Origin of the sequence: Parafrigoribacterium soli, assembly GCF_040227235.1 — a bacterium.
GTDB lineage: Bacteria > Actinomycetota > Actinomycetes > Actinomycetales > Microbacteriaceae > Parafrigoribacterium_A > Parafrigoribacterium_A soli.
On the sequence record NZ_JBELNZ010000002.1, the window covers coordinates 59475 to 81151 of the forward strand.

Genomic DNA, 21677 nt, shown 5'->3' on the forward strand with positions numbered 1-21677 from the left:
GCGGCGGCGAAGCAATTCGGCGTAACACGCGGTAGCGCCGCTCGCCGTCGCCCCGGCCGCTGGCTCAGTCTTCCCTCGCGGCGCTCGCGGCCATCCCGCTTCGGATCAGCTCCATCACACCGGAGTCCGCGAGCGTCGTGACGTCGCCATCCGGACGATCCTCTGCGACGTCGCGCAGCAGCCTGCGCATGATCTTGCCCGAGCGGGTCTTCGGCAGTTCGGCGACGACCATGATCTGGCGCGGCTGGGCGATCTTGCCGATCTGGTTCGCGACATGCTCGCGCAGCTCGCGGACGACGTGCTCGCCGCCATCGCCCGCCTCGCTGCGCAGGATCACGAACGCCACGACCGCCTGGCCGGAGACGGGGTCGGAGGCGCCCACGACGGCCGCCTCGGCGACCTTTTCGTTCGAGACCAGTGCCGACTCGATCTCCGTCGTCGACAACCGGTGACCGGAGACGTTCATCACGTCGTCCACGCGGCCGAGCAGCCAGATGTCGCCATCCTCGTCCTTCTTCGCACCATCGCCGGCGAAGTACTGGCCGGGGAACTTCGACCAGTAGGTGTCGATGAACCGCTGGTCGTCGCCCCACACCGTGCGCAACATCGACGGCCACGGTTCCGTGATCACGAGATAGCCGCCCGAGCCGTTCGGAACCGGGTTGCCCGATTCGTCGACCACCTCGGCAGAGATACCGGGCAGCGGAGTCATCGCGGCGCCGGGCTTCGCGTGGGTCACTCCGGGCAGCGAGCTGACCATGATGGCGCCCGTCTCGGTCTGCCACCAGGTGTCGACCACGGGCGTCGTGTCGTGGCCGATGTGGCGCCGGTACCAGACGTAGGCTTCGGGGTTGATCGGTTCGCCGACGGAACCGATCACGCGCAGGGTCGAGAGGTCGTACCTGGCCGGGATCTGGTGACCCCACTTCATGTAGGTGCGGATGGCCGTGGGCGCGCAGTACAGGATCGAGACCTTGTACTTGTCCACGATCTCCCACCAGCGTCCGGTGTGCGGGGTGTCTGGGGTTCCCTCGTAGATCACCGAGGTAGTCCCGTTCGTGAGCGGACCGTAGACGATGTAGCTGTGGCCGGTGACCCAGCCGATGTCCGCGGCGGTCCAGTAGACATCCGTCTCGGGCTTCAGGTCGAACACCGCCCACTGCGTGTAGGCACACTGCGTGAGGTAGCCGGCCGAGGTGTGCAGGATGCCCTTCGGCTTGCCCGTGGTTCCCGAGGTGTACATGACGTAGAGCGGATGTTCGGAGTCGAAATACTCCGCCTCGTGCGTCGTGCTCGCCTTGTCTACGGTGTCGTGCCACCAGCGGTCGCGGCCGTCGGTCCAGTCGACCTCCTGGCCGGTGCGGCGCACGACCAGCACGGTGTGCACATCCGGGCATTCGAGCAGGGCCTCGTCGACCGCGGGCTTCAGTGCCGACGCCTTGCCCTTGCGGTAGCCGCCATCCGCGGTGATGACGACCTTGGCCTGGCAGTCATCGATCCGGCTGCGCAGCGCCTCGGACGAGAATCCGCCGAACACCACGGTGTGCGGGGCGCCGATCCGCGCGCAGGCGAGCATCGCGACGATGGTCTCGGGAATCATCGGCATGTAGATGGCGACACGATCACCCGCCTTCACTCCGAGGTCGACGAGCGTGTTGGCTGCCTGGCAGACCATCTCGGTCAGCTGGGAGTAGGTGATCTCCCTGCTGTCGCCGGGCTCACCCTCGAAGTAATAGGCGACCTTGTCGCCGCGGCCCGCGGCAACATGGCGGTCGAGGCAGTTCACGGCAACGTTGAGCTTTCCGCCGACGAACCACTTCGCGAAGGGTGGGTTGCTCCAGTCGAGCACCTCGTCCCAGCGGCGGTCCCAGTCGAGGCGCTCCGCCTGCTGCTCCCAGAACGCCAGTCGATCTGCGCGTGCCTCCTCGTACGCGGTGTGCTTCACGTTCGCCTGCGCCGTGAACTCGGGTGTCGGCGGGAAGCGTCGCTGCTCGTGCATGAGGTTGGTCAACACAGGTTCGGTATTCGGGGTGCCCACAACATCGCCTTTCATGGAGTCCGTTTTGATACTCCGTATTATTACCGCTGCCCCAATCTTTAGTAAAGCATCCGAACAAATTCGGGATCGTGTCGTCACCGGCCTGACCTGGGCGCCAGACGCCGAGATTGCGGCCCGTCAGCGGGGGATCGGCCCCGCATCCACATATCATTTGGGCATGGCTGAGAACGACGAGGTGAGCGGTAGCGACGTCGCTGGCACGCCATATGTACCGGCGGGACCGCGACGCTCGACCTACACGCCGCCCACAGGCACATTTCCACCCGCGTTTCTCCAGTGGGAGGAGCCGCTGGGGGAGCAGTCCGACGGCGACCGCGAGCAGAGCGAACGCGCACAGGACACGCGAGTTGACGACGCGGATGCTTCCCCCGAGTCTGTGCGGAACGCCGAAGTAGAGTCCGGAGCCCGGGCGCCCGAGAGCCCAACGTCACCGTCGGCTCCGCCTTCCACGTCAACCGCCGACGAACTTCCCGAGCCCCCGCGACGCAGGTCGCTGGAGGACGACGAACTGCTGCGCACCCTCTCTCCCGAGGTGGAGAAGCCGGCGAACACCCTCGATGCGATCGAGCAACTGCAGGCGGAGCTGGAGCTTCGCCAGCAGGAAGCTGCCGAGTTCACGGCATGGGAAGGCCGGATGCGGGCCATCGGCACGCCCGAGGCTCTCGAGACCATTGCCGAAGTCGTTCCCCAGTTCACCGGCGTGATACCCATCATCACGACCCAGGCGGTGCCGGTGGTGCCACCGCCGACCCAGGTCGAACACACGGAGTCGTCGGACGGTGCCGCCGATCGAGCCAGCTGGACGCCGCCAGCGCCGGATGCGGATGCGGCCCCGTTCACGCCGCCGGCCGGTTCGCTGATCGTGCCGCCTCCCGGGCCGTCCGTGCAAGCCGAATCGTCCGTGCAAGTCGAGCCTTCCGCACAGCCGGAAGCTCCTGCAGCACCCGCACCGATCGTGGCAACCGAACCGACTGTGGCAACCGAACCGACGGTACAAACCGAAGGGGACCGCGGCATCGGAACCGAACCGCCTGCCGAGCCGCACGAGCCGCCGGTCACGCGATTTGCGCCGACGATCGCCGCGACAGATGTGGGGGCCGCCCCGGCGGAAGCAGAAGCTGCACCGGAGACCGAGGGGGGTCGCGACGTTTCGGCTCCGGAGGACGCTCCCGTACCACCCGCGGAGTACGAATCTTTCGCACCTCCGACCGACCCGCCCGCCCCGGGTCCCGCGCCGTTCCTCCACCCGGAGCAATTTCCGCCGCCGCGCCTGGAAGAGCGCGTCGAGGTAGGCATGCTCGCTGAGCCGAACCTCAGCGACGACATCGTGCTTCGCCCACCGTGGCTGAGGCCTCCCGTGGAGCAGGCGCGCGACGCGGCCGGCGAACAGCTCGCTGACCACCCCGATGAGTCGTCTGTCGACGACAGCGCTGGGCCGCCCGATGAGGCGCCGCGTGGATCAGGGTCGGGCGACACCGTACCGACTGAAGCTCTGCGACCCGAGCTGGCGGATGCGGCCCGCTTCGCACCGGAGAACGCCGCTGCGGAGCTTCCGGAGGCTCCGGTGGACGAGCCGAACGTCCCCGAAGCACCGGTTCTCTACGAACTCGTCGATCCCAATGCACCCACGGTGCGGGCCACCGTGCGACCAGCGAATCCACACTTTGATGCGCTTCTCATCGGTGACATCGAAGCTCCGCTCGCCACTGAGGGCACGCGACCGTTTTCGCTCGTGCACACCGAACCGCCGATCCTGCCGGCCTTGGAGGCCGCGGCGCCCGCCATCGATGTTCCGGTCGCCGAGGCTCCGGCCGGCGACGCGCCGACCCTGAATGCACCCGACATGGACGGGCGCACACTCGACACCGATTCGGATGACGACGACATCGATGAGACGGATCGTGCGATGGGCGAACTCGTCGGGCCATTCCCGGTGACCTCGGAGGGCGTGGTGGTGCTGCCGACCACGCCGCCCGAAGCAGTCGAGGAGCATGGCGCAGTCGAGGAGCAGGGTGCGGTCGAGGACCAGGGTGTCGCGCGCCTGCCGGTGACCACGCGCGTGTTCAGCATCGAGTTGAGCGGCGAGGAAGCGACGCCTGAGGAGCACAGAACCGGTCGCGCAGCCCGCATGTTCTGGCTCTGGTTCGCCACCAACTCCTCGGTCGTCAGCGTGGCCTTCGGCGCCGCGCTGTTCGGCCTGGGCATGAGCCTGCGCCAGGCCATTCTCGCCGCGTTCATCGGTGTCGCGATCTCGTTCCTGCCGCTCGGCCTCGGCACCCTCGCGGGCAAGTGGAGCGGGCAGCCGACAATTGTGGTCTCGCGCGCGACCTTCGGACTGGTTGGCAACATCGTTCCCGCCATCCTCGCCTTCGTCACGAGGTTGTTCTGGGGCGCGGTGCTGCTCTGGCTGGTCGCCGCGTCAACGGCACACATCCTCGTGGGTGCTTCGCTCGGTGGTGCGCTCGGCGAGCAACTGCTCACGCTCATCGCGGCGGCTCTCGGTCTCGTGATCGCCTTCCTCATCGCCTTCTTCGGCTATCCGCTGTTGGCGAGGGTGCAGCTCGTGCTCACCATCGTCTCGGCCGTGCTCATCGTGGGGCTCCTCGTGGTGACCTGGCACGCGGTCGACATCCGCACCGCCCTTACCGTCGGCGACGGGCCGTGGATCCTTGTCGTGACCGGCGTCGTGCTCGTCTTCAGCTTCGTCGGCCTGGTCTGGGCCAACAGCAGCGGCGACGTCGCGCGGTACCAGCGCGCCTCGGGGTCCGGGGCGGCGGCCTCGCTGTGGGCGTCGTTCGGCGCCACCCTGCCCGCATTCCTGCTGATCGCGTACGGCGCGCTGCTGGCCGCGTCCAATCCCGACATTTCCGGTGACCTCCTGAAGGCGCCGCTCGACGCGATCGCACTCATGATCCCGGCTTGGTACCCGATTCCGCTGCTCGCGGCGACGGTGCTGAGCCTGCTGTCGGGAGTCGCCCTCAGCCTGTACTCGGGCGCATTCGCGCTTCAGGCCATCGGGATGCGGTTGAAGCGGCAGTGGAGCGTGGTCGTCGTCGGCATCGTGCTCTTCGCCCTCACGATCCTCATCGTGCTCTCGGGAAGTGGCATCTCCGGGGTCTTCCGAGACTTCGCGACGAGTCTCGCCGTTCCGGTCGCGGCCTGGGCGGGCATTTTCGCCGCCGAGGTCATGATCAGGCGCAGGCGCTTCCACGAGCAGTCGCTGCTGACGCCCGGCGGGGTCTACCCGGCGGTCAACTGGGTGAATCTCGTCATGCTGTTTGTGGCATCCGCTATCGGCTTCGCCTTCACCTCGGCTACCGTCGGCTGGCTCTCCTGGCAGGGCTACGGCTTCACCCTGCTCGGTGTGCCGGCAGACGGTGTGGTGGCCGCGAGCGACCTCGGGGTGCTCCTCGCCCTCGCGATCGGCCTCGCGACACCGCTCGCCGTCGGCATCCCCGCCGTGCGCCGCCAGGAGCGAACCGACCTCTAGCGTCGTCCGATCGAGAGACCGGATGGGCGCCCCAACCCGCGCACCGCGGGAAAGTAGAATGTGCAGATGCCTCACACCCTTGCCGACGTGCGCGCCGTCGTGGATCGCCTGTGGCCGCTCTCGGGCGCTGAGGCATGGGACGCTCCTGGCCTGCTCTCGGGCGACCCCGCCGCCGGTGTATCGAGCATCCTGCTCACCGTCGATGCCGTCACGGAGGTCGTGGACGAGGCGCTTGAGCTCGGCGCGCAGCTCCTGATCGCACACCATCCCCTGCTCCTGCGCGGCGTGACCTCGATCGCCGAGGACCGCTACAAGGGCGCGGTGCTCGCCTCCCTCATTCGCGGAGGGTGCGCGCTGATTGCGGCGCACACGAACGCGGATGTCGTGGAGACCGGCACGTCCGCCGTCCTGGCGAACCGGCTGGGACTGCTGGACATCGCCCCGATCACGACGGGCGAGAGCCCGAGCCGGGGGATCGGTCGCACCGGGCGACTGACCGCACCGGTGACGCTGGGACGCCTGGCACGTATGCTCGCAGACCTGCTGCCGCCCACGGCATCCGGTGTCCGCGTCAGCGGAGACTTCGACCGTGAGGTGCAGTCTGTGGCGCTCTGTGGCGGCGCGGGCGATTCGCTGCTGTCGGAGCCCGCCGTGCTCGCGGCGGACGTCTACATCACCTCTGACCTGCGGCATCACCCCGCCTCCGAGGCTCGCGAGAACGCGAAACTCGTCGGCGGCCCGGCGCTCATCGACGTCTCTCACTGGGCGAGCGAATGGCTGTGGCTCGACACCGCGGCTGCGGAACTCCGAGACGCGCTGCCGGGGGTGTCGGTCACGGTGAGTGAGACGCGTACCGACCCCTGGGACTTCAGCATCGTGCAGTGACCATCCGCGCAGACATCCATCGATTCGCTAACGACCAAGTGAGGGCGACATGCCATTGAAAGCCAGCCCGGACGACCAGGCGCAGCTCCTGCAGGTGCAGTCGATCGACACCCTGCTGCAGCAGCTCGACCACAGGGCGAAGACGCTGCCGGAACTGGCGACACTCGTCACGCTGACGAGCGAGGCCTCAGCACTTCGCCATGAGCTGCTGAGTGCGAACGGCGCACTCGAAGATGCCCAGCTCGAACTGTCGAGAATCGAAGCGGACGTGACGGTCGTGGAGAACCGCATCGCCCGCGACACCGAGCGGATGCAGTCGACCTCGTCGGTCAAGGATGTCGCGGGATTCGAGGCGGAGCTGGCCGGCCTCCGCAGACGCCAGCTCGAACTCGAGGAGCTCGAGCTCGGCGTGATGGAGCGCGTAGAGGCGCTGGAGGCTGCAGCCGCCCAGGCGCGTGCCGGATTCGACGAGGCACAGGCGAAGATCGCCAGCGTCGAGGCAGAGCGTGACGCCGCGCTGGGCTCGCTCGCGGGCGAGCGCACCCACGCGGCCGCCAATCGCTCGACTATCGCGAGCAAGCTGCCGGCGGATCTCCTGGCGCTGTACGAGCGGCAGCGCGAGCGCTACGGCTTCGGGGCGTCCCTACTTCGCGGCGGCGTCTCGAGCGCGAGCGGCGTGCGCCTCAACGAGAACGACATGGCCGTGATTCGCTCGGCAGCACCGGATGACGTGCTGATGTGCCCGGACAGCAACGCAATCCTCGTGCGCACCAACGAATCCGGCATCTGAGCGGCCCGATACACTTATCGGGAATGGGTCGGCAAGACGGTCGCGTCACGCAGCAGTGCGTGCCGAGGAACGTCCGGGCTCCGCAGAGCAGGGCGGTGGGTAACACCCACCCGGAGCAATCCGCGAGAAAGTGCAACAGAAAGCAGACCGCCATCGTGCGTCCTCCGCAAGGAGGCACACGGGGGTAAGGGTGAAACGGTGGTGTAAGAGACCACCAGCGGCCCGAGCGATCGGGTCGGCTGGGTAAACCTCGTCCGGAGCAAGGTCAACAGGAAGCAAACGGGCTGCTCGTCCAGTTTCCGGGTAGACCGCTAGAGGTGTGCGGCAACGTACATCGTAGATAGATGACCGTCCAGCACCGCAAGGTGGGGACAGAACCCGGCGTAGCAGCCGGCCCATTCGCTCCGCCGCTAGCCCTCCGCCGCCAGTGTTGCGGCGCCCATGATCCCGGCGTTGTTGCGGAGCTTCGCGGGCACGATCTCCGTCTTGAGGTCGAGCAGGGGCAGGAAGTCCTTGTACTCCTTGGACACGCCGCCGCCCACGACGAACAGCTCCGGCGAGAAGTAGTCCTCGAGCTTCGAGTAGTACCGCTGCAGTCGCTCGGCCCAGGCCTCCCAGTCGAGGTCGTCGCGTTCCTTCGCTGCAAAGGACGCCATCGTCTCGTAGTCGACACCGTCGATCTCGAGGTGTCCGATCTCCGCGTTCGGAATCAGCACGCCGTTGTAGATCAGCGCGGTGCCGATTCCCGTGCCGAGCGTCGTCACAATCGTGAGACCCTTGCTGTCTTTCGCCGCGCCGAAGCGGTTCTCGGCGAAGCCCGCGGCATCCGCATCGTTGACGAAGTGGATGTCGCGTTCGAGGCGCTCCTCGAAGAGTTTCTCGGCCTTGAGGCCGATCCACTTATCAGACACGTTCGCGGCCGAGAGGGTCTTGCCCTTGATCACGACGGCGGGAAAGCAGACCCCGATCGGCTCCTTCTTGCCGAGCCGGCCGAGCTGATCGACGAGTGTGTAGACGGTCTCGACGATCGCGTCGGGCTCGCCACCCTCTGGCGTGGGAATCTTGATTCGATCGCTGAGCAGTTCGCCCGTGGAGACGTCGACCACCGCGCCCTTGATGCCGGTGCCTCCGATGTCGATACCGAGTGCCTTGTGCTTGCTCATGCCATCCATTCTGGTCTCGGGCAACGCCCGATGGGTGTTCAGGGAAGAGTGAGGACCTCGGCGCCGCGGTCGGTCACCACGAGCGTGTGCTCGAACTGGGCGGTGAGGCTGCGGTCCCGAGTGACGACCGTCCAACCGTCCTCCCACATCTCCCAGTCCTGACTGCCCAGAGTCAGCATCGGCTCGATCGTGAAGACCATGCCTGCGACGATCTCGGTGTCGAAAGCGGGGGAGTCGTAGTGGGGAATGATGAGGCCGGAGTGGAACGCCTCACCGACGCCGTGTCCGGTGAAGTCGCGCACGACGCCGTAGTCGAAGCGGCGGGCATACGATTCGATGGCCCGGCCGATGACGTTCACGCGTCTGCCCGGTGCGACGGCCTTGATCCCGCGGTTCATCGCCTCGCGCGTGCGCTCCACGAGTGCGACCGCCTCCTCGCTCGCCGCTCCCGCGATGAAAGTGCGATTGCTGTCCCCGTGCACGCCGTTCTTGAAGGCGGTGATATCGATGTTGACGATGTCGCCTTCTTCGATCACCGTGTCGTCGGGGATACCGTGGCAGATGACCTCGTTGACGGAGCTGCACAGCGACTTGGGAAAGCCGCGGTAGCCGAGCGTCGAGGGGTAGGCATCGTGGGCGACGATGAAGTCGTGGCCGATCGCATCCAGTTCGTCGGTCGTCACTCCGGGCCGGATGCTGGCGCCGACGAGTTCGATGGCCTGCGCGGCGATGCTGCCGGACTCCCTGATGCGCTCCACCGCCTCGGCGTCGTAGACGTCCGATCCCGTGAATGGCGCGGGCTCGGCGTGCCCCACGTACTCGGGCCTTGTGATGTGCTTTGGCACGGCGCGCGGCGGGGAGATCCTGCCCGGGGTGAGGTGTCCTGCTGAATCCCGGGGCATAGGATCGATACTAGTTCGAGGAGGCACGTCCCATGACTGAGTGGTACTACAACATCCGCACCGGCACCGTCGAAGAGGGCAAGCAGTCCCTTCCGGCGGACCTCGACGGGCCGTTCAAGACACGCGAAGAGGCTGAGCGGGCGCCCGAGATCATTGCGGCGCGTTCCAAGGCGTGGGCCGAGGAAGACGCGAGGAACGACTAGTCCCTCGGCCGTAGATCGGCACCGGTCGGAGCTAGATCAGCCCCTGAGCGATCATGGCGTCCGCGACTCGGATGAAGCCGGCCGCGTTCGCGCCGACAACGTAGTCTCCCGGGTGCCCGTAGGTCTCCGCGGCTTCGTAGGCGGAGCGGTGAACGTTGCGCATGATGGCGCGCAGTTTCTCTTCGCTCGCGTCGAAGTCCCAACGCTGGCGAGCGGCGTTCTGGCTCATCTCGAGCGCCGAGGTCGCGACGCCGCCCGCGTTGGCGGCCTTGCCAGGTCCGAAGAGCACGCCGGCCTCATGGAAGACCTCGACCGCCGTGGGAGTACAGGGCATGTTGGCGCCTTCGGCCACGGCCACGGCGCCGTTCTTCACGAGCGTGCGCGCGTGATCCACGTCGAGCTCGTTCTGGGTCGCTGAGGGCAGCACGATTTCTCCGGGCACGTCCCACACGCTTCCCGAGTTGATGAAGCGAGCGCCGGGTCTGCGCGCCGCGTACTCCGAGATGCGCAGGCGCTCGACCTCCTTGACCTGCTTGAGCAGCTCCACGTCGATGCCGGCCTCGTCGACGATGTAGCCGGAGGAGTCGGAGGCGGTGATCGCCTTGCCGCCGAGCTGCTGCACCTTCTCGATCGCGTAGATCGCGACGTTGCCGGATCCCGACACGATCGCCGTCTTGCCCTCGACGCCTTCGCCCTTGGTCGCGAGCATCTCCTCGGTGAAGAACACCGCGCCGTAACCCGTTGCCTCGGTGCGAACCTCCGCACCACCCCACTGCACGCCCTTACCGGTGAACATTCCCGATTCGTGGCGGTTGGTGAGGCGGCGGTACTGACCGAACAGGAAGCCGATCTCGCGTCCGCCAACGCCAATGTCACCGGCGGGCACATCGGTGTGCTCGCCGAGGTGACGGTAGAGCTCGCTCATGAAGCTCTGGCAGAAACGCATGATCTCGCTGCCCGACTTGCCGTGGGGATCGAAGTCGGATCCACCCTTTGCACCGCCGATGCCCTGGCCAGTGAGCGCGTTCTTCAGGATCTGTTCGAAGCCGAGGAACTTGATGATGCCGAGGTTCACGCTCGGGTGGAAGCGGAGGCCGCCCTTGTACGGGCCGAGCGCGGAATTGAACTGCACCCTGAAGCCGCGGTTGACGCGCACGGTGCCGGCGTCATCCACCCAGGGAACCCTGAACATGATCTGGCGCTCTGGCTCCACGAGGCGCTCGAGAACGCCGCTCTCCGTGTATTCGGGATGGCGCGCTACAACCGGTGCGATCGATTCGAGCACTTCGAGCAGCGCCTGGTGAAACTCCGCCTCACCGGCGTTGCGGGCCAGCGCACGTTCGTAGACAGCACGGATTTCGGACGGAAGCGCAGGATGCATGGAGAACTTTCATACTCGGGAGCGAGGAGGCACCGGCTCCCCGTGGGGAGGGCGCAGTTCAAGAGACTACTCGTACTCGTGTTCTGGTGCGGGATAGTTACCGGCCTCGACGTCCGCGCGGAAGGCCTTGGTCGCATCCGTCAGAACGGCGCTGAGATTCGCGTACTGCTTGACGAACTTCGGGATACGTCCCGTCGTGAAGCCCGCCCAGTCGGTCCAGACGAGCAGCTGGCCGTCCACGTGGGGACCGGCTCCCACCCCGATCGTGGGGATCGCCAGTTCGGCGGTGACGCGAGCGGCGACGTCCGACGGCACCATCTCGAGCACCACGGCGAATGCGCCGGCGTCCTCAACGGCGTGCGCGTCGGCGAGGAGCTGTTCTGCCCCCTCGCCGCGGCCCTGGATGATGTGTCCGCCCAGTCCGTGCTCGCTCTGCGGGGTGAACCCGATGTGTCCCATCACCGGAATGCCGGCGGAGACGACCCTGCGGATCTGCTCGGCGCTGCGCACCCCGCCCTCGAGCTTCACCGCGTGCGCGTGGGTCTCCTTCATGAAGCGGAATGCCGTGTGGAGCGCCTCTTCTGGGCTGGACTCGTAGGAACCGAACGGCATGTCTGCGACGACGAGCGCCCGAGTGGCAGCGCCTGCGACGGCCCGCGCGAGGGGGATCAGTTCGTCGACGGTGACCGGCAGCGTGGTGTCGAAGCCGAGCACGTTGTTGCCCGCCGAGTCACCCACCAGCAGGAAGTCGATGCCGGCCTGGTCGAAGATCGCCGCGCTGAGCTGGTCGTAGCTCGTGAGGCCGGTGATCTTGATGCCGCTCTCTTTGGCCGAGCGGAAATGCCTCGTGCGAACCCGTTTGAGATTTGCCTGTGCTGCCGCTGCGGCGGGATCAGTCATGGGTCGAGTCTAGCTACGGCAGGGTTGTCGGCCGGTAGGTGATCGGCAGCCTGCGATCACGCCCGAAGGCGATGCCGCTGATCTTCGGCCCGATCGCGCCCTGCCTGCGCTTCCACTCCGAGCGGTCGACGAGGCGGATGACGAAGTCGACGGTCTCGGCATCGAAGCCCAGCGCCACGACGTCGGCGGGTCCGAGCGCCTTGGTGATGTAGGCATCCAGGATGCCGTCGAGCACCTCGTAGGGCGGCAACGAATCCTGATCGGTCTGGTCGGGCCGCAGTTCTGCGCTCGGCGGCTTCGAGATGGAGTTCTCGGGGATCGGGGGTGTCTCGCCGCGGCTGGTCGCGAATTCGTTGCGCCATCGTGCGAGCTGCCACACCAGGGTCTTCGGAACGTCCTTGATCGGGGCAAAACCGCCGGCGGAGTCGCCGTAGATGGTGGAGTACCCGACCGAGATCTCGGTCTTGTTGCCCGTGGTGAGCACGAGGTGTCCGTGCTGGTTCGAGAGGCCCATGAGGATCACGGCCCGCACCCGCGCCTGCAGGTTCTCGGCGGCGAGCCCGTCGAGGTGCAACTGGTTCTCGAACGGCAGCACGAGGTCGGCGATCGGCTCGACGCTGTAGTTCACGCCCGTGCGCTCCGCGAGCTCATCCGCGTCCGAGCGGGAGTGACCCGAGGAGTAGCGACTCGGCAGCGAGACGCAGTAGACGGATGCCGCACCCAGCGCGTCGACGGCCAGCGCGGCGCACACGGCCGAATCGATGCCGCCGGAGAGCCCGAACACGACCGAGCGAAAGCCGTTCTTGCGCACGTAGTCGCGCAGGCCGAGGACGAGCACGTTCCACAGTTGTTCGAGCGGGTCCGGCAGCGTGGCGATGTCGACGGGGACGGGCTGCCGTGCGGGGTTCGAGGAAGGAAGCTCGAGGCGTCGCACGTGCTCGGGCAGTTCGCCCTCGCCTGCGGGCTCCGGGTCGAGGTCGACCACGAGGAGGTGCTCCTCGAACTGCGGGGCACGAGCGAGGATCGTGCCCTTGCCGTCGACGACGACGCTGTCGCCATCGAAGACGAGGTCGTCCTGCCCGCCCACGATGTTCACGTAGGCGACGATGGTGTCGGTCTCCACGGCGCGCCGGGTGACAAGGGGGAGCCGCACCTCGTTCTTGTCGCGTTCGAACGGCGATGCGTTGATCACGACGAGAAGCCCGGCGTCGGCCTCGAGCACCCGCGCGATCGGGCCCCCGTCGCGCCACAGGTCTTCGCAGATGATCACGGCGACATCCACGCCCTTGATCCTGAGGACGAGGAGGTCGTCGCCCGGGATGAAGTTGCGGTACTCGTCGAACACCGAGTAGTTGGGAAGGTGGTGCTTCGTGTAGCTCGCCTTGACGTGACCGTGATGCAGCACGCTCGCGCGGTTCTCGGCTATCGCCGTCGGTGCATGGCTCGTGCCGATCAGCCGGGGTGTGAACGGGCCGTCGGGGTGACCGACGATCACGGGAAGGTCGCCGAGTCCGGCATCCTGCAGCTCCTTCGCCAGGCGCTGCACCGCCGTGGAGCACGCGGCGAGAAACTCGGGCCTGGCAGCGAGGTCTTCGATCGGGTACCCGCTGAGCGCCATCTCGCCACAGGCGAGCAGGTCGGCACCCGCGTCGCGCGCGCGGCGAGCCGCGGCGATGAGCTGTTGGGAGTTGCCGGAAAGGTCTCCGACGACGGGGTTTGTCTGCGCGAGCGCCAAGCGAAGTCGGGGCATAGCCACTAGCCTAATAGCGGGCTTTGGGCCCGCATTGACCGCGCCCGCGACACGTGAAATTGAGGAGCCAATGGACAAGCAGCGTGACTTCGTTCTTCGCACTATCGAAGAGCGCGGGATCAAGTTCATCAGGCTCTGGTTCACGGATGTCATCGGCACCCTGAAGTCCGTTGCCATCGCCCCGGCGGAGGTCGAGGGAGCGTTCTCTGAGGGCCTCGGTTTCGACGGATCGGCGATCGAAGGGCTCACGCGCTCCTATGAGGCGGACGTTCTGGCCCACCCGGACCCGACGACGTTCCAGATCCTCCCGTGGCGCAACGAGGTCGACCCGACGGCGCGAATGTTCTGCGACATCACGACCCCGGATGGCCAGCCCGCGGTGGCCGATCCGCGCAACGTGCTCAAACGCACGCTGGCCAAGGCGGCGGAGCGAGGCTTCACCTTCTACACGCACCCCGAGGTGGAGTTCTACCTGCTGAAGAGCTCGAAATACGGGCCGAAGGGCCCGAAGCCCGTCGATTCGGCCGGATACTTCGACAACGTTCCCGGCGGCACCGCCCACGACTTCAGGCGCCGCTCGGTGCGCATGCTCGAGGACCTCGGCATCTCGGTCGAGTTCAGCCACCACGAGGGTGGACCCGGGCAGAACGAGATCGATCTTCGCTACGCGGACGCTCTCACGACCGCGGACAACATCATGACCTTCCGCACCGTGGTCAAGGAGGTGGCGATCGAGCAGGGCGTGTACGCGACGTTCATGCCGAAGCCACTGTCCGCGCATCCGGGTTCCGGCATGCACACCCACATGTCGCTGTTCGAGGGTGACTCGAACGCCTTCTTCGAGGCGGGAGCGCAGTACCAGGTCTCGAAGATCGGCAGGCAGTTCATCGCCGGCCTCCTCAAGCACGCTCCCGAGATCACGGCTGTGACGAACCAGTTCGTGAACTCGTACAAGCGGCTGTGGGGCGGCGACGAGGCTCCGAGCTTCATCACCTGGGGGCACAACAATCGTTCGGCGCTCATCCGGGTGCCGCTCTACAAGCCGAACAAGGGCCAGAGCGCGCGCGTCGAATATCGCGCGATAGATTCTGCGGCGAACCCGTACCTCGCGTTCTCGCTCATGCTCGCCGCGGGTCTCAAGGGCATCGAGGAGGGATATGAACTCCCGCCCGAGGCGGAGGACAACGTCTGGGGACTCAGCGACGCGGAGCGCCGTGCGCTCGGGTACAGCTCGCTCCCGTCGAGCCTCGACCACGCCGTGTCGCTCATGGAGGGCTCCGAGCTCGTGGCCTCGACTCTCGGCGAACAGGTCTTCAACTACGTGCTGCTGAACAAGCGGCAGGAGTGGAAGGAATACCGGGCGCAGGTCACTCCCTACGAGCTCAAGAGCAACCTGGAGATGCTCTGATCGCGGACTGAGGAGATTCATGTCGCGGCATCACAGCACTCTCACGGAGCTCGCGCGGATCGGATTCGCCCAACTGAGCGCCGCCGCCGAACTGCTCTCTGAGCTGGACGAGCATCTGACCGCCGACGATCTGCTGCCCTTCTTCGCCGAGAGTGCGGACCCCGACCAGGCGCTACGACTGCTCGTGGCACTGCTGCGCGACTCCCCGAAGCCGGTCGTCTCGCTGTTCGTCGCCGAGGGCGGGGGACAAAGGCTCATTCGCTTGCTGGGGGCGTCATCGGGGTTCGGTGAATTCTTTCATCGGCATCCGGATGAACTCGACTCTCTGCGCACGGGACTGAGCGCGCCGCTCAGCAGGGACGAGTACCGCGCCAAGCTGCTCGCGGCGGTTTCCGGGACCGAGGACGCATCAGAGGATGCCGCCTGGATAGCGCTCAGGGTGTGTTACCGCCACCACCTGGCACGCCTCACCTCGTTTGATCTCGAGCAGGATGATCCGCTGGCCGCAATCGATACGGTCACAACCGCGCTGGCCGATCTCGCGGCCGCTGCGCTCGACGCTGCGCTCGTCGTGGCTCGCTCGGTAGTGCCCTATTCGGAGGCGGAGGTCGCCGCGACGAGGCTCGCGATCATCGGCATGGGAAAGGCAGGCGCCAGCGAGCTCAACTACGTGAGCGACGTCGACGTCATCTTCGTCGCCGAGGCGGCGGCGACTCCGGACGGGGTGGAGTCGCTCGACACGGCACGGACGGTGGAGATCGCCACGAGGCTGGCGATGATGACGATGCGCGTCATCCACGACTTCGCACGAGAACCGGCGCTCTGGGAGGTCGACGCGAATCTCCGCCCCGAGGGCAAGGACGGAGCGCTCGTGCGCACCCTGGAGTCGCACCTGGCCTATTACGACCGCTGGGCGAAGAGCTGGGAGTTCCAGGCTCTGCTCAAAGCCAGACCGATGGCCGGCGACCTCGAACTCGGCCGGCGGTACTGCGCAGCGGTGGCCCCGCTCGTCTGGAGCAGCGCATCCAGGGAGAACTTCGTCGAGGGCGTGCAGCGAATGCGGGAGCGCGTGACCGCGAACATCCCGCGTGAGGAACTCGACTTCCAGCTGAAGCTCGGCCCAGGCGGGCTGCGCGACGTCGAATTCACGGTGCAACTCCTGCAACTCGTGCACGGTCAGACCGACCCCGATGTGCGGCAGGCGGGAACCCTGCCGGCGCTCAGTGCGCTCGCGGACCACGGCTACATCGGCCGCGTCGAATCCGCCGAGTTTGCGCGCGACTACCGCTTCCTCCGGCTGCTCGAGCACCGGCTTCAGCTCTCCAGGCTCCAGCGCACGCACCTGATGCCCAGCGACCCGGATGCCCTGCGCGCACTCGCGCGCTCGACCGGCCTCACGTCGAGCGCCAAGGAACTCACCGAGAGCTGGGCGCGCGTGAAGCTCGCGGTGCGCAGCCTGCACGAGCGGCTGTTCTACCGACCGTTGCTGTCGGCGGTGGCTGCGCTGCCCGAGGAGGGATTCGCGCTCACGAACGAACAGGCCGCGGCGCGCCTCTCGGCGATCGGCTTTCGCGATGCTTCTGGCGCGCTGCGGCACATTGCGGCCCTCAGTTCGGGTGTCTCCCGACGCGCCGAGATCCAGCGCCACCTCTTGCCCGTCATGCTCGAGTGGTTCGCCGACGGCGCCGACCCCGACTACGGACTGCTGGCCTTTCGCCGCCTGAGCGACGAACTGGGGGAGTCGTACTGGTTCCTGCGCATGCTCCGCGATTCCTCGGGCGCGGCAAAGCGGCTCACGAACGTGCTCGCGGGCTCGAGGTTCGTCGGCTCGCTGCTGGAGGTCATCCCGGAGTCGGCGGCCTGGTTCGAGAACGAAGAGGAACTGCAGCCGCGCAGCTTCGAGGCGCTGCGGGATGAGGCTCTCGCCACTGTGGGTAGGCACGGCACTGCGGATGCCGCCGCCCCGGCTCTGCGCACGGCCCGCCGCCGCGAGGTGCTGCGGCTCGCGATCGCGTCGGTACTCGGACTCATCGACGTGCAGACGCTGGGTCGCGCCCTCTCCGACGTGACCACGGCGCTTCTCACCGGCACTCTCGCCGCCGTGCACCACGTCGATGACGGACTCGAGTTCGCCATCATCGCGATGGGTCGGTACGGCGGACAGGAACTGGGCTTCGGCTCGGACGCCGACGTCGTCTACGTCTATCGCGCGACCTCGCTGAGCGGCGAGGAGGCCCAGTCGCGGGCCGAGGCGATCGTCTCGGACATCCTTCGGCTGACCGAGGACCTCCGCCTGCCGCTCGACCTCGACATCAATCTCAGACCGGAGGGGAAGAACGGCGCCGTTGTGCGCTCGCTCGATTCCTATCGCGCCTACTACCAGCGCTGGTCACTCACCTGGGAGGCGCAGGCGCTGCTGAGAGCGCGGGGAGTCGTGGGGGAGGAGCCACTCATCCGGGACTTCGAGGCCCTCGCCGACGAGGTGAGATTCCCCGCGGAAATCCCGGAGAAGGACGTGCGCGAGGTCAAGCGCATCAAGGCGAGGGTGGAGTCCGAGCGCCTGCCGCAGGGTGCGGATCCCGCGAGACACCTCAAGCTCGGGCGGGGTTCGCTGAGCGACGTCGAGTGGTTCGTGCAGCTCACCGAGCTCCAACACGGTCACGCCGTTCCGGCCCTGCGCACGACGTCGACGCTGGCAGCGCTCGAGGTCGCCGTTGCCGAGGGCTTCATTCCGGATGCCGAGGAGCGCCGCCTGCGCGACGCCTGGATCTTCGCCTCGAGGGCTCGCTCCGCGGTCACCCTCTGGACGGCGAAGACCCTGGATGTGCTGCCGACCGACCGCCAGCAGCTCGACGGCATAGCGAGGATCATGGGATACCCGCCGGGGTCGGCCACCGAACTCGACGACGACTACCTCAGGGTGACGCGCCTCGCCAGAGCGGTCTTCGAGAAGCGCTTCTACGGTTCGGTCTGAGCCGCGAACGCACGAAGGCCGCGCCCGAAGATCGGACGCGGCCTTCGCTCGGGTGAATCAGACGCTGAAGTAGAGCTCGTACTCGAAGGGGTGCGGGCGCTGCGCGGCCGGGATGATCTCCTTCTCGCGCTTGTATGCGATCCAGGTCTGGATCAGGTCGGGCGTGAAGACGTTGCCCGCGGTGAGGAACTCGTGGTCCTCCTCGAGGGCCCTCAGTGCCTCGTCGAGCGACGCGGGAACCTGGGGGATGTTCTTCGCTTCCTCCGGCGGCAGCTCGTACAGGTCCTTGTCGACGGGCTCGTGCGGCTCGATGCGGTTCTTGATGCCGTCGATGCCGGCCATCAGCTGCGCGGCGAAGGCGAGATACGGGTTGCCCGAGGCATCCGGTGCCCTGAACTCGATGCGCTTGGCCTTCGGGTTGGTGCCCGTGATCGGGATGCGGATGCTCGCGGAGCGGTTACCAGCCGAGTAGACGAGGTTGACCGGCGCCTCGAACCCGGGGATGAGCCGGCGATACGAGTTGAGGGTCGGGTTCGTGAACGCGAGCACCGCCGGAGCGTGCTTGAGCAGTCCACCGATGTACCAGCGCGCGATGTCGCTGAGTCCGCCGTAGCCGGACTCGTCGTAGAACAGCGGCTTACCGTCGCTCCACAGCGACTGGTGGGTGTGCATGCCCGATCCGTTGTCCCCGAACAACGGCTTCGGCATGAACGTCGCCGTCTTGCCCCACTCGGTGGCCGTGTTCTTGATGATGTACTTGAACTTCAGCAGGTCATCCGCGGCGTGCACCATGGTGTCGAAGCGATAGTTGATCTCGGCCTGGCCGCCGGTTCCGACCTCGTGGTGTGCGCGCTCGAGGATGAGGCCGGCGTCGATGAGCTTGAGGCTCATGTCGTCGCGCAGGTCGGCCTGCTTGTCGACGGGGCTCACGGGAAAGTAGCCACCCTTGAACGGCGTCTTGTTGCCGAGGTTGCCGCCCTCTTCCTTGCGCCCGGAGTTCCAGGCACCCTCGTCGGAGTCGACGGCGTAGAAGCTCTCGTTCTGGCGCACGTCGTAGCGAACGTCATCGAAGATGTAGAACTCGGCCTCTGGCGCGAAGAATGCGGTGTCGGCGATGCCGGTCGACGCGAGGTACTTCTCGGCCTTCCTGGCGACCTGGCGCGGGTCGCGGGCGTAGATCTCGCCGTTACGCGGGTTGTAGATGTCGAAGATCATGATCAGCGTGCGCTCGACGCGGAAGGGGTCGACGTAGGCGGTGGAGACATCCGGAATCAGCTGCATGTCGGACTCGTGGATCGAGGCGAAGCCGCGGATGGATGAGCCGTCGAACAACTGGCCGACGGAGAAGAACTCCTCGTCGACGGTCGAGGCGGGGATGTTGAAGTGCTGCTGCACACCGGGAAGGTCGGTGAAGCGGATGTCGAGGAACTTGACATCCGTGTCCTTGATGAACTTGAGCACCTCTGATGAATCGCTGAACATGGAATGAACTCCAAGGGGTTTGCTACGGGGACGACTGCAGAATGCAACCACCGCGATGCTAGGCTCGCGGGATTTCGCGACGGTGTCGCTATTGTTTCGAGGATGTTACGCGTGGCGAGGTCGCGGTACCACGACGGATGACCGGGCCGGCTCCGCGCGCAGCACACGCCTCATAGGATTGTCGCATGGCAGCCCCGCAACCCGGTCGACGACAGTGAGCGATGACTGGCCGGGGCGTCGCCTTGGACTGCCGCCCTCGGGACCGCGCTCCGTCGCCCGTCTTGGCCGCAGAATCGGCGCACTCATCGTGGATTGGCTGCCCGCGTACCTGGTCTCGTACGCCTTCTTCGATGGCAACGTCTGGGTGACCCTGGCGCTGTTCGCGGCGCTTCAGGTGATCTTCATCGCGCTGGCAAGCGGCAGCATCGGGCACCTGGTGTTCGGGATGCGCGTCGTGCCGGTCTCGGGCGGCTGGGTCGGCGTGCTGCGTCCCGTCATGAGGACGTTGCTTCTCTGCATCGTCATTCCGGCCGTGATCTGGGATCACGACCAGCGCGGAATGCACGACCGGCTCAGCGGAACAGTTCTCGTGCGCCGCTGAGTCGCTCAGGCGCGGCGCTGGGCGCGAGCCTTGGTGGGGTCGATTCCCTTGGGGATGGGCAGCTTGCTGCTCGTGAGCGAGTTGAGCCGGTTGCTCACGGTGTAGATTTCGGCTTTCGAGAGCGTGCGCTTCGCGCGCGCCATGCGGGCGGCGAGCTTGTGCAGCGGAATCGAGTCGGGATCGGGCCCCACGTGCTGCAGGGTGATGACGACGTTTGGCAGGACGCGGGCGATGCGGCGGCGCTCCTCGTCGAGCATCTTGTGGGTGCGCGACTGTGGACCCTCACCGATGAGGACGACTCCGCCGGGGCCGACGGCGCGGTAGACCGCGTCCTGGGTGCGGGGACTCACCGCGACGGGCATCTCGCTGGCCGTCCAGCCGCGCCTGAGCGAGCTCTTCAGCACCGCCCCGACAGCCCCGGGCTGGCCCGCGATCTGCGAGTATGCGGCCTTCTCGGCGCGGCGGCCGAGCACGATGAGGAACACCAGCACGCCCGCGAGCACACCCGTGACGATCCAGAGCGCGAAGCTCAGGGGGTTGGCGCCCGAAAGGATGAAACCCAGGATGAGCGCGACGGCGATCGGCCCGAGGAAGCCGAGTGCCATCCACCAGATCGCCGTCGAATCGTTGCGCCTGGTCATCTGGAAGACCTGGTACATCTGCTTCAGACGACCGGGTTCCTTCGCGGACTTCGTTGCGGGGGTTTTCTCGCGTGCCATGGTACCTAGGATACGGCCTGCGCAAACCCGAGCGACGCATCCGTGAGGTGGCGCAGCTGTTCGGGAACCTCGCGCCCCTTGCTCGCCATCGACTGCGCCCAGAGCCTGCCCGCGCGGTAGGAGGAGCGCACGAGCGGCCCGGCCAGCACACCGAGGAATCCGATCTGCTCGGCCTCCTCTTTGAACTCGACGAACTCTTCGGGCCTCACCCACCTGTCCACCGGCAGGTGCCGCGGGCTGGGTCGAAGGTATTGGGTGATCGTGATGATGTCGGCACCGGCGGAGTGGAGGTCGTGAAGCGCCTGGCTGATCTCGTGGCGTTCCTCGCCCATCCCGAGGATCAGGTTCGACTTGGTGATGAGGCCGGCGGCGCGAGCCTGGCTCAGCACGTCGAGCGAGCGCTCGTAGCGGAAGGCGGGCCGGATGCGCTTGAACAGTCGCGGCACCGTCTCGACATTGTGCGCGAAGACCTCCGGTCGCGCCGAGAACACCTCGCCGAGAAGCTCGGGGTTGCCTGAGAAATCGGTCGCGAGGATCTCGACCCCGGTGCCGGGTGATTGCTCGTGGATCTGCCGCACGGTCTCGGCGTGGAGCCAGGCGCCCTCGTCCGGGAGATCGTCCCTGGCGACCCCCGTGACCGTCGCGTAGCGCAATTGCATGGCGACCACGGACTCGGCGACTCTTCGCGGCTCATCCGTGTCGTACTGGGCCGGTTTGCCGGTATCGATCTGACAGAAGTCGCAGCGACGGGTGCACTGCGAGCCGCCGATCAGGAAGGTGGCCTCCCGGTCTTCCCAACATTCGTAGATGTTCGGGCAACCCGCCTCCTGGCAGACCGTGTGCAGGTTTTCGTCTTTGACGAGGGCCTGCAGGGAGAGATACTCGGGTCCCATGGTGGCCCGGGTCTTGATCCACTCGGGTTTGCGTTCGATCGGAGTCTCAGCATTGCGAACCTCGAGGCGCAGCATCC

16 protein-coding genes and 1 other RNA gene are annotated in these 21677 nt (G+C 66.8%); 8 read left to right on the top strand and 9 right to left on the bottom strand.

The window, feature by feature from the left end; all coding sequences use genetic code 11:
* Positions 1-64 precede the first annotated feature (64 nt).
* The gene (acs, locus tag ABUA37_RS04525) at positions 65-2053 is read right to left on the bottom strand and encodes an acetate--CoA ligase (protein ID WP_349897942.1); all 1989 of its coding nucleotides are present in this window, start codon (positions 2051-2053) and stop codon (positions 65-67) included.
* A gap of 163 nt (positions 2054-2216) precedes the next feature.
* Between acs and ABUA37_RS04530 the strand changes: the two genes are divergently transcribed.
* The 4 genes from ABUA37_RS04530 to rnpB all read left to right on the top strand — a co-directional run bounded on the left by ABUA37_RS04530 (position 2217) and on the right by rnpB (position 7626).
* Complete coding sequence (locus ABUA37_RS04530; protein WP_349897943.1) at positions 2217-5549, top strand: purine-cytosine permease family protein; 3333 nt, start codon at positions 2217-2219, stop codon at positions 5547-5549.
* 66 nt (positions 5550-5615) lie between these two features.
* Positions 5616-6434, top strand: a complete 819-nt coding sequence (locus tag ABUA37_RS04535; RefSeq protein ID WP_349897944.1) for a Nif3-like dinuclear metal center hexameric protein — start codon at positions 5616-5618, stop codon at positions 6432-6434.
* Positions 6435-6483: 49 nt separating this feature from the next.
* Positions 6484-7224, top strand: coding sequence for a zinc ribbon domain-containing protein (locus tag ABUA37_RS04540; RefSeq protein ID WP_349897945.1), 741 nt, complete (start codon positions 6484-6486; stop codon positions 7222-7224).
* A gap of 24 nt (positions 7225-7248) precedes the next feature.
* An RNA gene (rnpB, locus tag ABUA37_RS04545) (RNase P RNA component class A) lies at positions 7249-7626 on the top strand.
* Between the two features lie 8 nt (positions 7627-7634).
* Here the strand turns inward: rnpB and ppgK are convergent.
* On the bottom strand, positions 7635-8387 hold the full coding sequence (ppgK, locus tag ABUA37_RS04550) for a polyphosphate--glucose phosphotransferase (protein ID WP_349897946.1): 753 nt from the start codon (positions 8385-8387) through the stop codon (positions 7635-7637).
* A 38-nt stretch (positions 8388-8425) separates the two neighbouring features.
* Entirely contained in the window at positions 8426-9289 is an 864-nt protein-coding gene (gene map / locus ABUA37_RS04555; protein WP_349897947.1) for a type I methionyl aminopeptidase, read from the bottom strand.
* 32 nt (positions 9290-9321) lie between these two features.
* Here map and ABUA37_RS04560 point away from each other — a divergent pair, with 32 nt between their 5' ends.
* Positions 9322-9492, top strand: a complete 171-nt coding sequence (locus tag ABUA37_RS04560) for a methionine aminopeptidase (protein ID WP_349897948.1) — start codon at positions 9322-9324, stop codon at positions 9490-9492.
* A gap of 31 nt (positions 9493-9523) precedes the next feature.
* On the opposite strand, the gene gdhA is transcribed toward ABUA37_RS04560, so the two are convergent.
* From gdhA to ABUA37_RS04575, 3 genes are all read right to left on the bottom strand, one after another.
* Entirely contained in the window at positions 9524-10873 is a 1350-nt protein-coding gene (gene gdhA / locus ABUA37_RS04565; RefSeq protein ID WP_349897949.1) for an NADP-specific glutamate dehydrogenase, read from the bottom strand.
* Positions 10874-10939: 66 nt separating this feature from the next.
* A complete protein-coding gene (gene panB / locus ABUA37_RS04570) occupies positions 10940-11773 on the bottom strand; it encodes a 3-methyl-2-oxobutanoate hydroxymethyltransferase (RefSeq protein WP_349897950.1) in 834 nt (277 codons plus the stop codon).
* A gap of 13 nt (positions 11774-11786) precedes the next feature.
* Entirely contained in the window at positions 11787-13523 is a 1737-nt protein-coding gene (locus tag ABUA37_RS04575; RefSeq protein ID WP_349897951.1) for an NAD+ synthase, read from the bottom strand.
* Between the two features lie 70 nt (positions 13524-13593).
* On the opposite strand from ABUA37_RS04575, the gene ABUA37_RS04580 reads away from it, so the two are divergent.
* Together ABUA37_RS04580 and ABUA37_RS04585 are read left to right on the top strand one after the other, a co-directional pair.
* Complete coding sequence (locus tag ABUA37_RS04580; RefSeq protein ID WP_349897952.1) at positions 13594-14931, top strand: glutamine synthetase family protein; 1338 nt, start codon at positions 13594-13596, stop codon at positions 14929-14931.
* A 19-nt stretch (positions 14932-14950) separates the two neighbouring features.
* Positions 14951-17905 (top strand): bifunctional [glutamine synthetase] adenylyltransferase/[glutamine synthetase]-adenylyl-L-tyrosine phosphorylase, encoded by a 2955-nt coding sequence (locus tag ABUA37_RS04585; RefSeq protein ID WP_349897953.1) that lies wholly within the window; start codon positions 14951-14953, stop codon positions 17903-17905.
* Positions 17906-17962: 57 nt separating this feature from the next.
* On the opposite strand, the gene glnA is transcribed toward ABUA37_RS04585, so the two are convergent.
* Positions 17963-19387, bottom strand: coding sequence for a type I glutamate--ammonia ligase (gene glnA / locus ABUA37_RS04590; protein ID WP_349897954.1), 1425 nt, complete (start codon positions 19385-19387; stop codon positions 17963-17965).
* A 214-nt stretch (positions 19388-19601) separates the two neighbouring features.
* Here glnA and ABUA37_RS04595 point away from each other — a divergent pair, with 214 nt between their 5' ends.
* On the top strand, positions 19602-19988 hold the full coding sequence (locus ABUA37_RS04595) for an RDD family protein (protein ID WP_349897955.1): 387 nt from the start codon (positions 19602-19604) through the stop codon (positions 19986-19988).
* A 5-nt stretch (positions 19989-19993) separates the two neighbouring features.
* Here ABUA37_RS04595 and ABUA37_RS04600 read toward each other — a convergent pair whose 3' ends face one another.
* Positions 19994-20707, bottom strand: coding sequence for a DUF4191 domain-containing protein (locus tag ABUA37_RS04600; RefSeq protein WP_349897956.1), 714 nt, complete (start codon positions 20705-20707; stop codon positions 19994-19996).
* Positions 20708-20712: 5 nt separating this feature from the next.
* Positions 20713-21675, bottom strand: a complete 963-nt coding sequence (lipA, locus tag ABUA37_RS04605; RefSeq protein ID WP_349898629.1) for a lipoyl synthase — start codon at positions 21673-21675, stop codon at positions 20713-20715.
* Positions 21676-21677: the final 2 nt, after the last annotated feature.

Coding starts and splice junctions, on each gene's coding strand:
- acs (WP_349897942.1), bottom strand. CDS start 2,053: ATGAAAGGCGATGTTGTGGGCACCCCGAATACCGAACCTGTGTTGACC.
- ABUA37_RS04530 (WP_349897943.1), top strand. CDS start 2,217: ATGGCTGAGAACGACGAGGTGAGCGGTAGCGACGTCGCTGGCACGCCA.
- ABUA37_RS04535 (WP_349897944.1), top strand. CDS start 5,616: ATGCCTCACACCCTTGCCGACGTGCGCGCCGTCGTGGATCGCCTGTGG.
- ABUA37_RS04540 (WP_349897945.1), top strand. CDS start 6,484: ATGCCATTGAAAGCCAGCCCGGACGACCAGGCGCAGCTCCTGCAGGTG.
- ppgK (WP_349897946.1), bottom strand. CDS start 8,387: ATGAGCAAGCACAAGGCACTCGGTATCGACATCGGAGGCACCGGCATC.
- map (WP_349897947.1), bottom strand. CDS start 9,289: ATGCCCCGGGATTCAGCAGGACACCTCACCCCGGGCAGGATCTCCCCG.
- ABUA37_RS04560 (WP_349897948.1), top strand. CDS start 9,322: ATGACTGAGTGGTACTACAACATCCGCACCGGCACCGTCGAAGAGGGC.
- gdhA (WP_349897949.1), bottom strand. CDS start 10,873: ATGCATCCTGCGCTTCCGTCCGAAATCCGTGCTGTCTACGAACGTGCG.
- panB (WP_349897950.1), bottom strand. CDS start 11,773: ATGACTGATCCCGCCGCAGCGGCAGCACAGGCAAATCTCAAACGGGTT.
- ABUA37_RS04575 (WP_349897951.1), bottom strand. CDS start 13,523: ATGCCCCGACTTCGCTTGGCGCTCGCGCAGACAAACCCCGTCGTCGGA.
- ABUA37_RS04580 (WP_349897952.1), top strand. CDS start 13,594: ATGGACAAGCAGCGTGACTTCGTTCTTCGCACTATCGAAGAGCGCGGG.
- ABUA37_RS04585 (WP_349897953.1), top strand. CDS start 14,951: ATGTCGCGGCATCACAGCACTCTCACGGAGCTCGCGCGGATCGGATTC.
- glnA (WP_349897954.1), bottom strand. CDS start 19,387: ATGTTCAGCGATTCATCAGAGGTGCTCAAGTTCATCAAGGACACGGAT.
- ABUA37_RS04600 (WP_349897956.1), bottom strand. CDS start 20,707: ATGGCACGCGAGAAAACCCCCGCAACGAAGTCCGCGAAGGAACCCGGT.
- lipA (WP_349898629.1), bottom strand. CDS start 21,675: ATGCTGCGCCTCGAGGTTCGCAATGCTGAGACTCCGATCGAACGCAAA.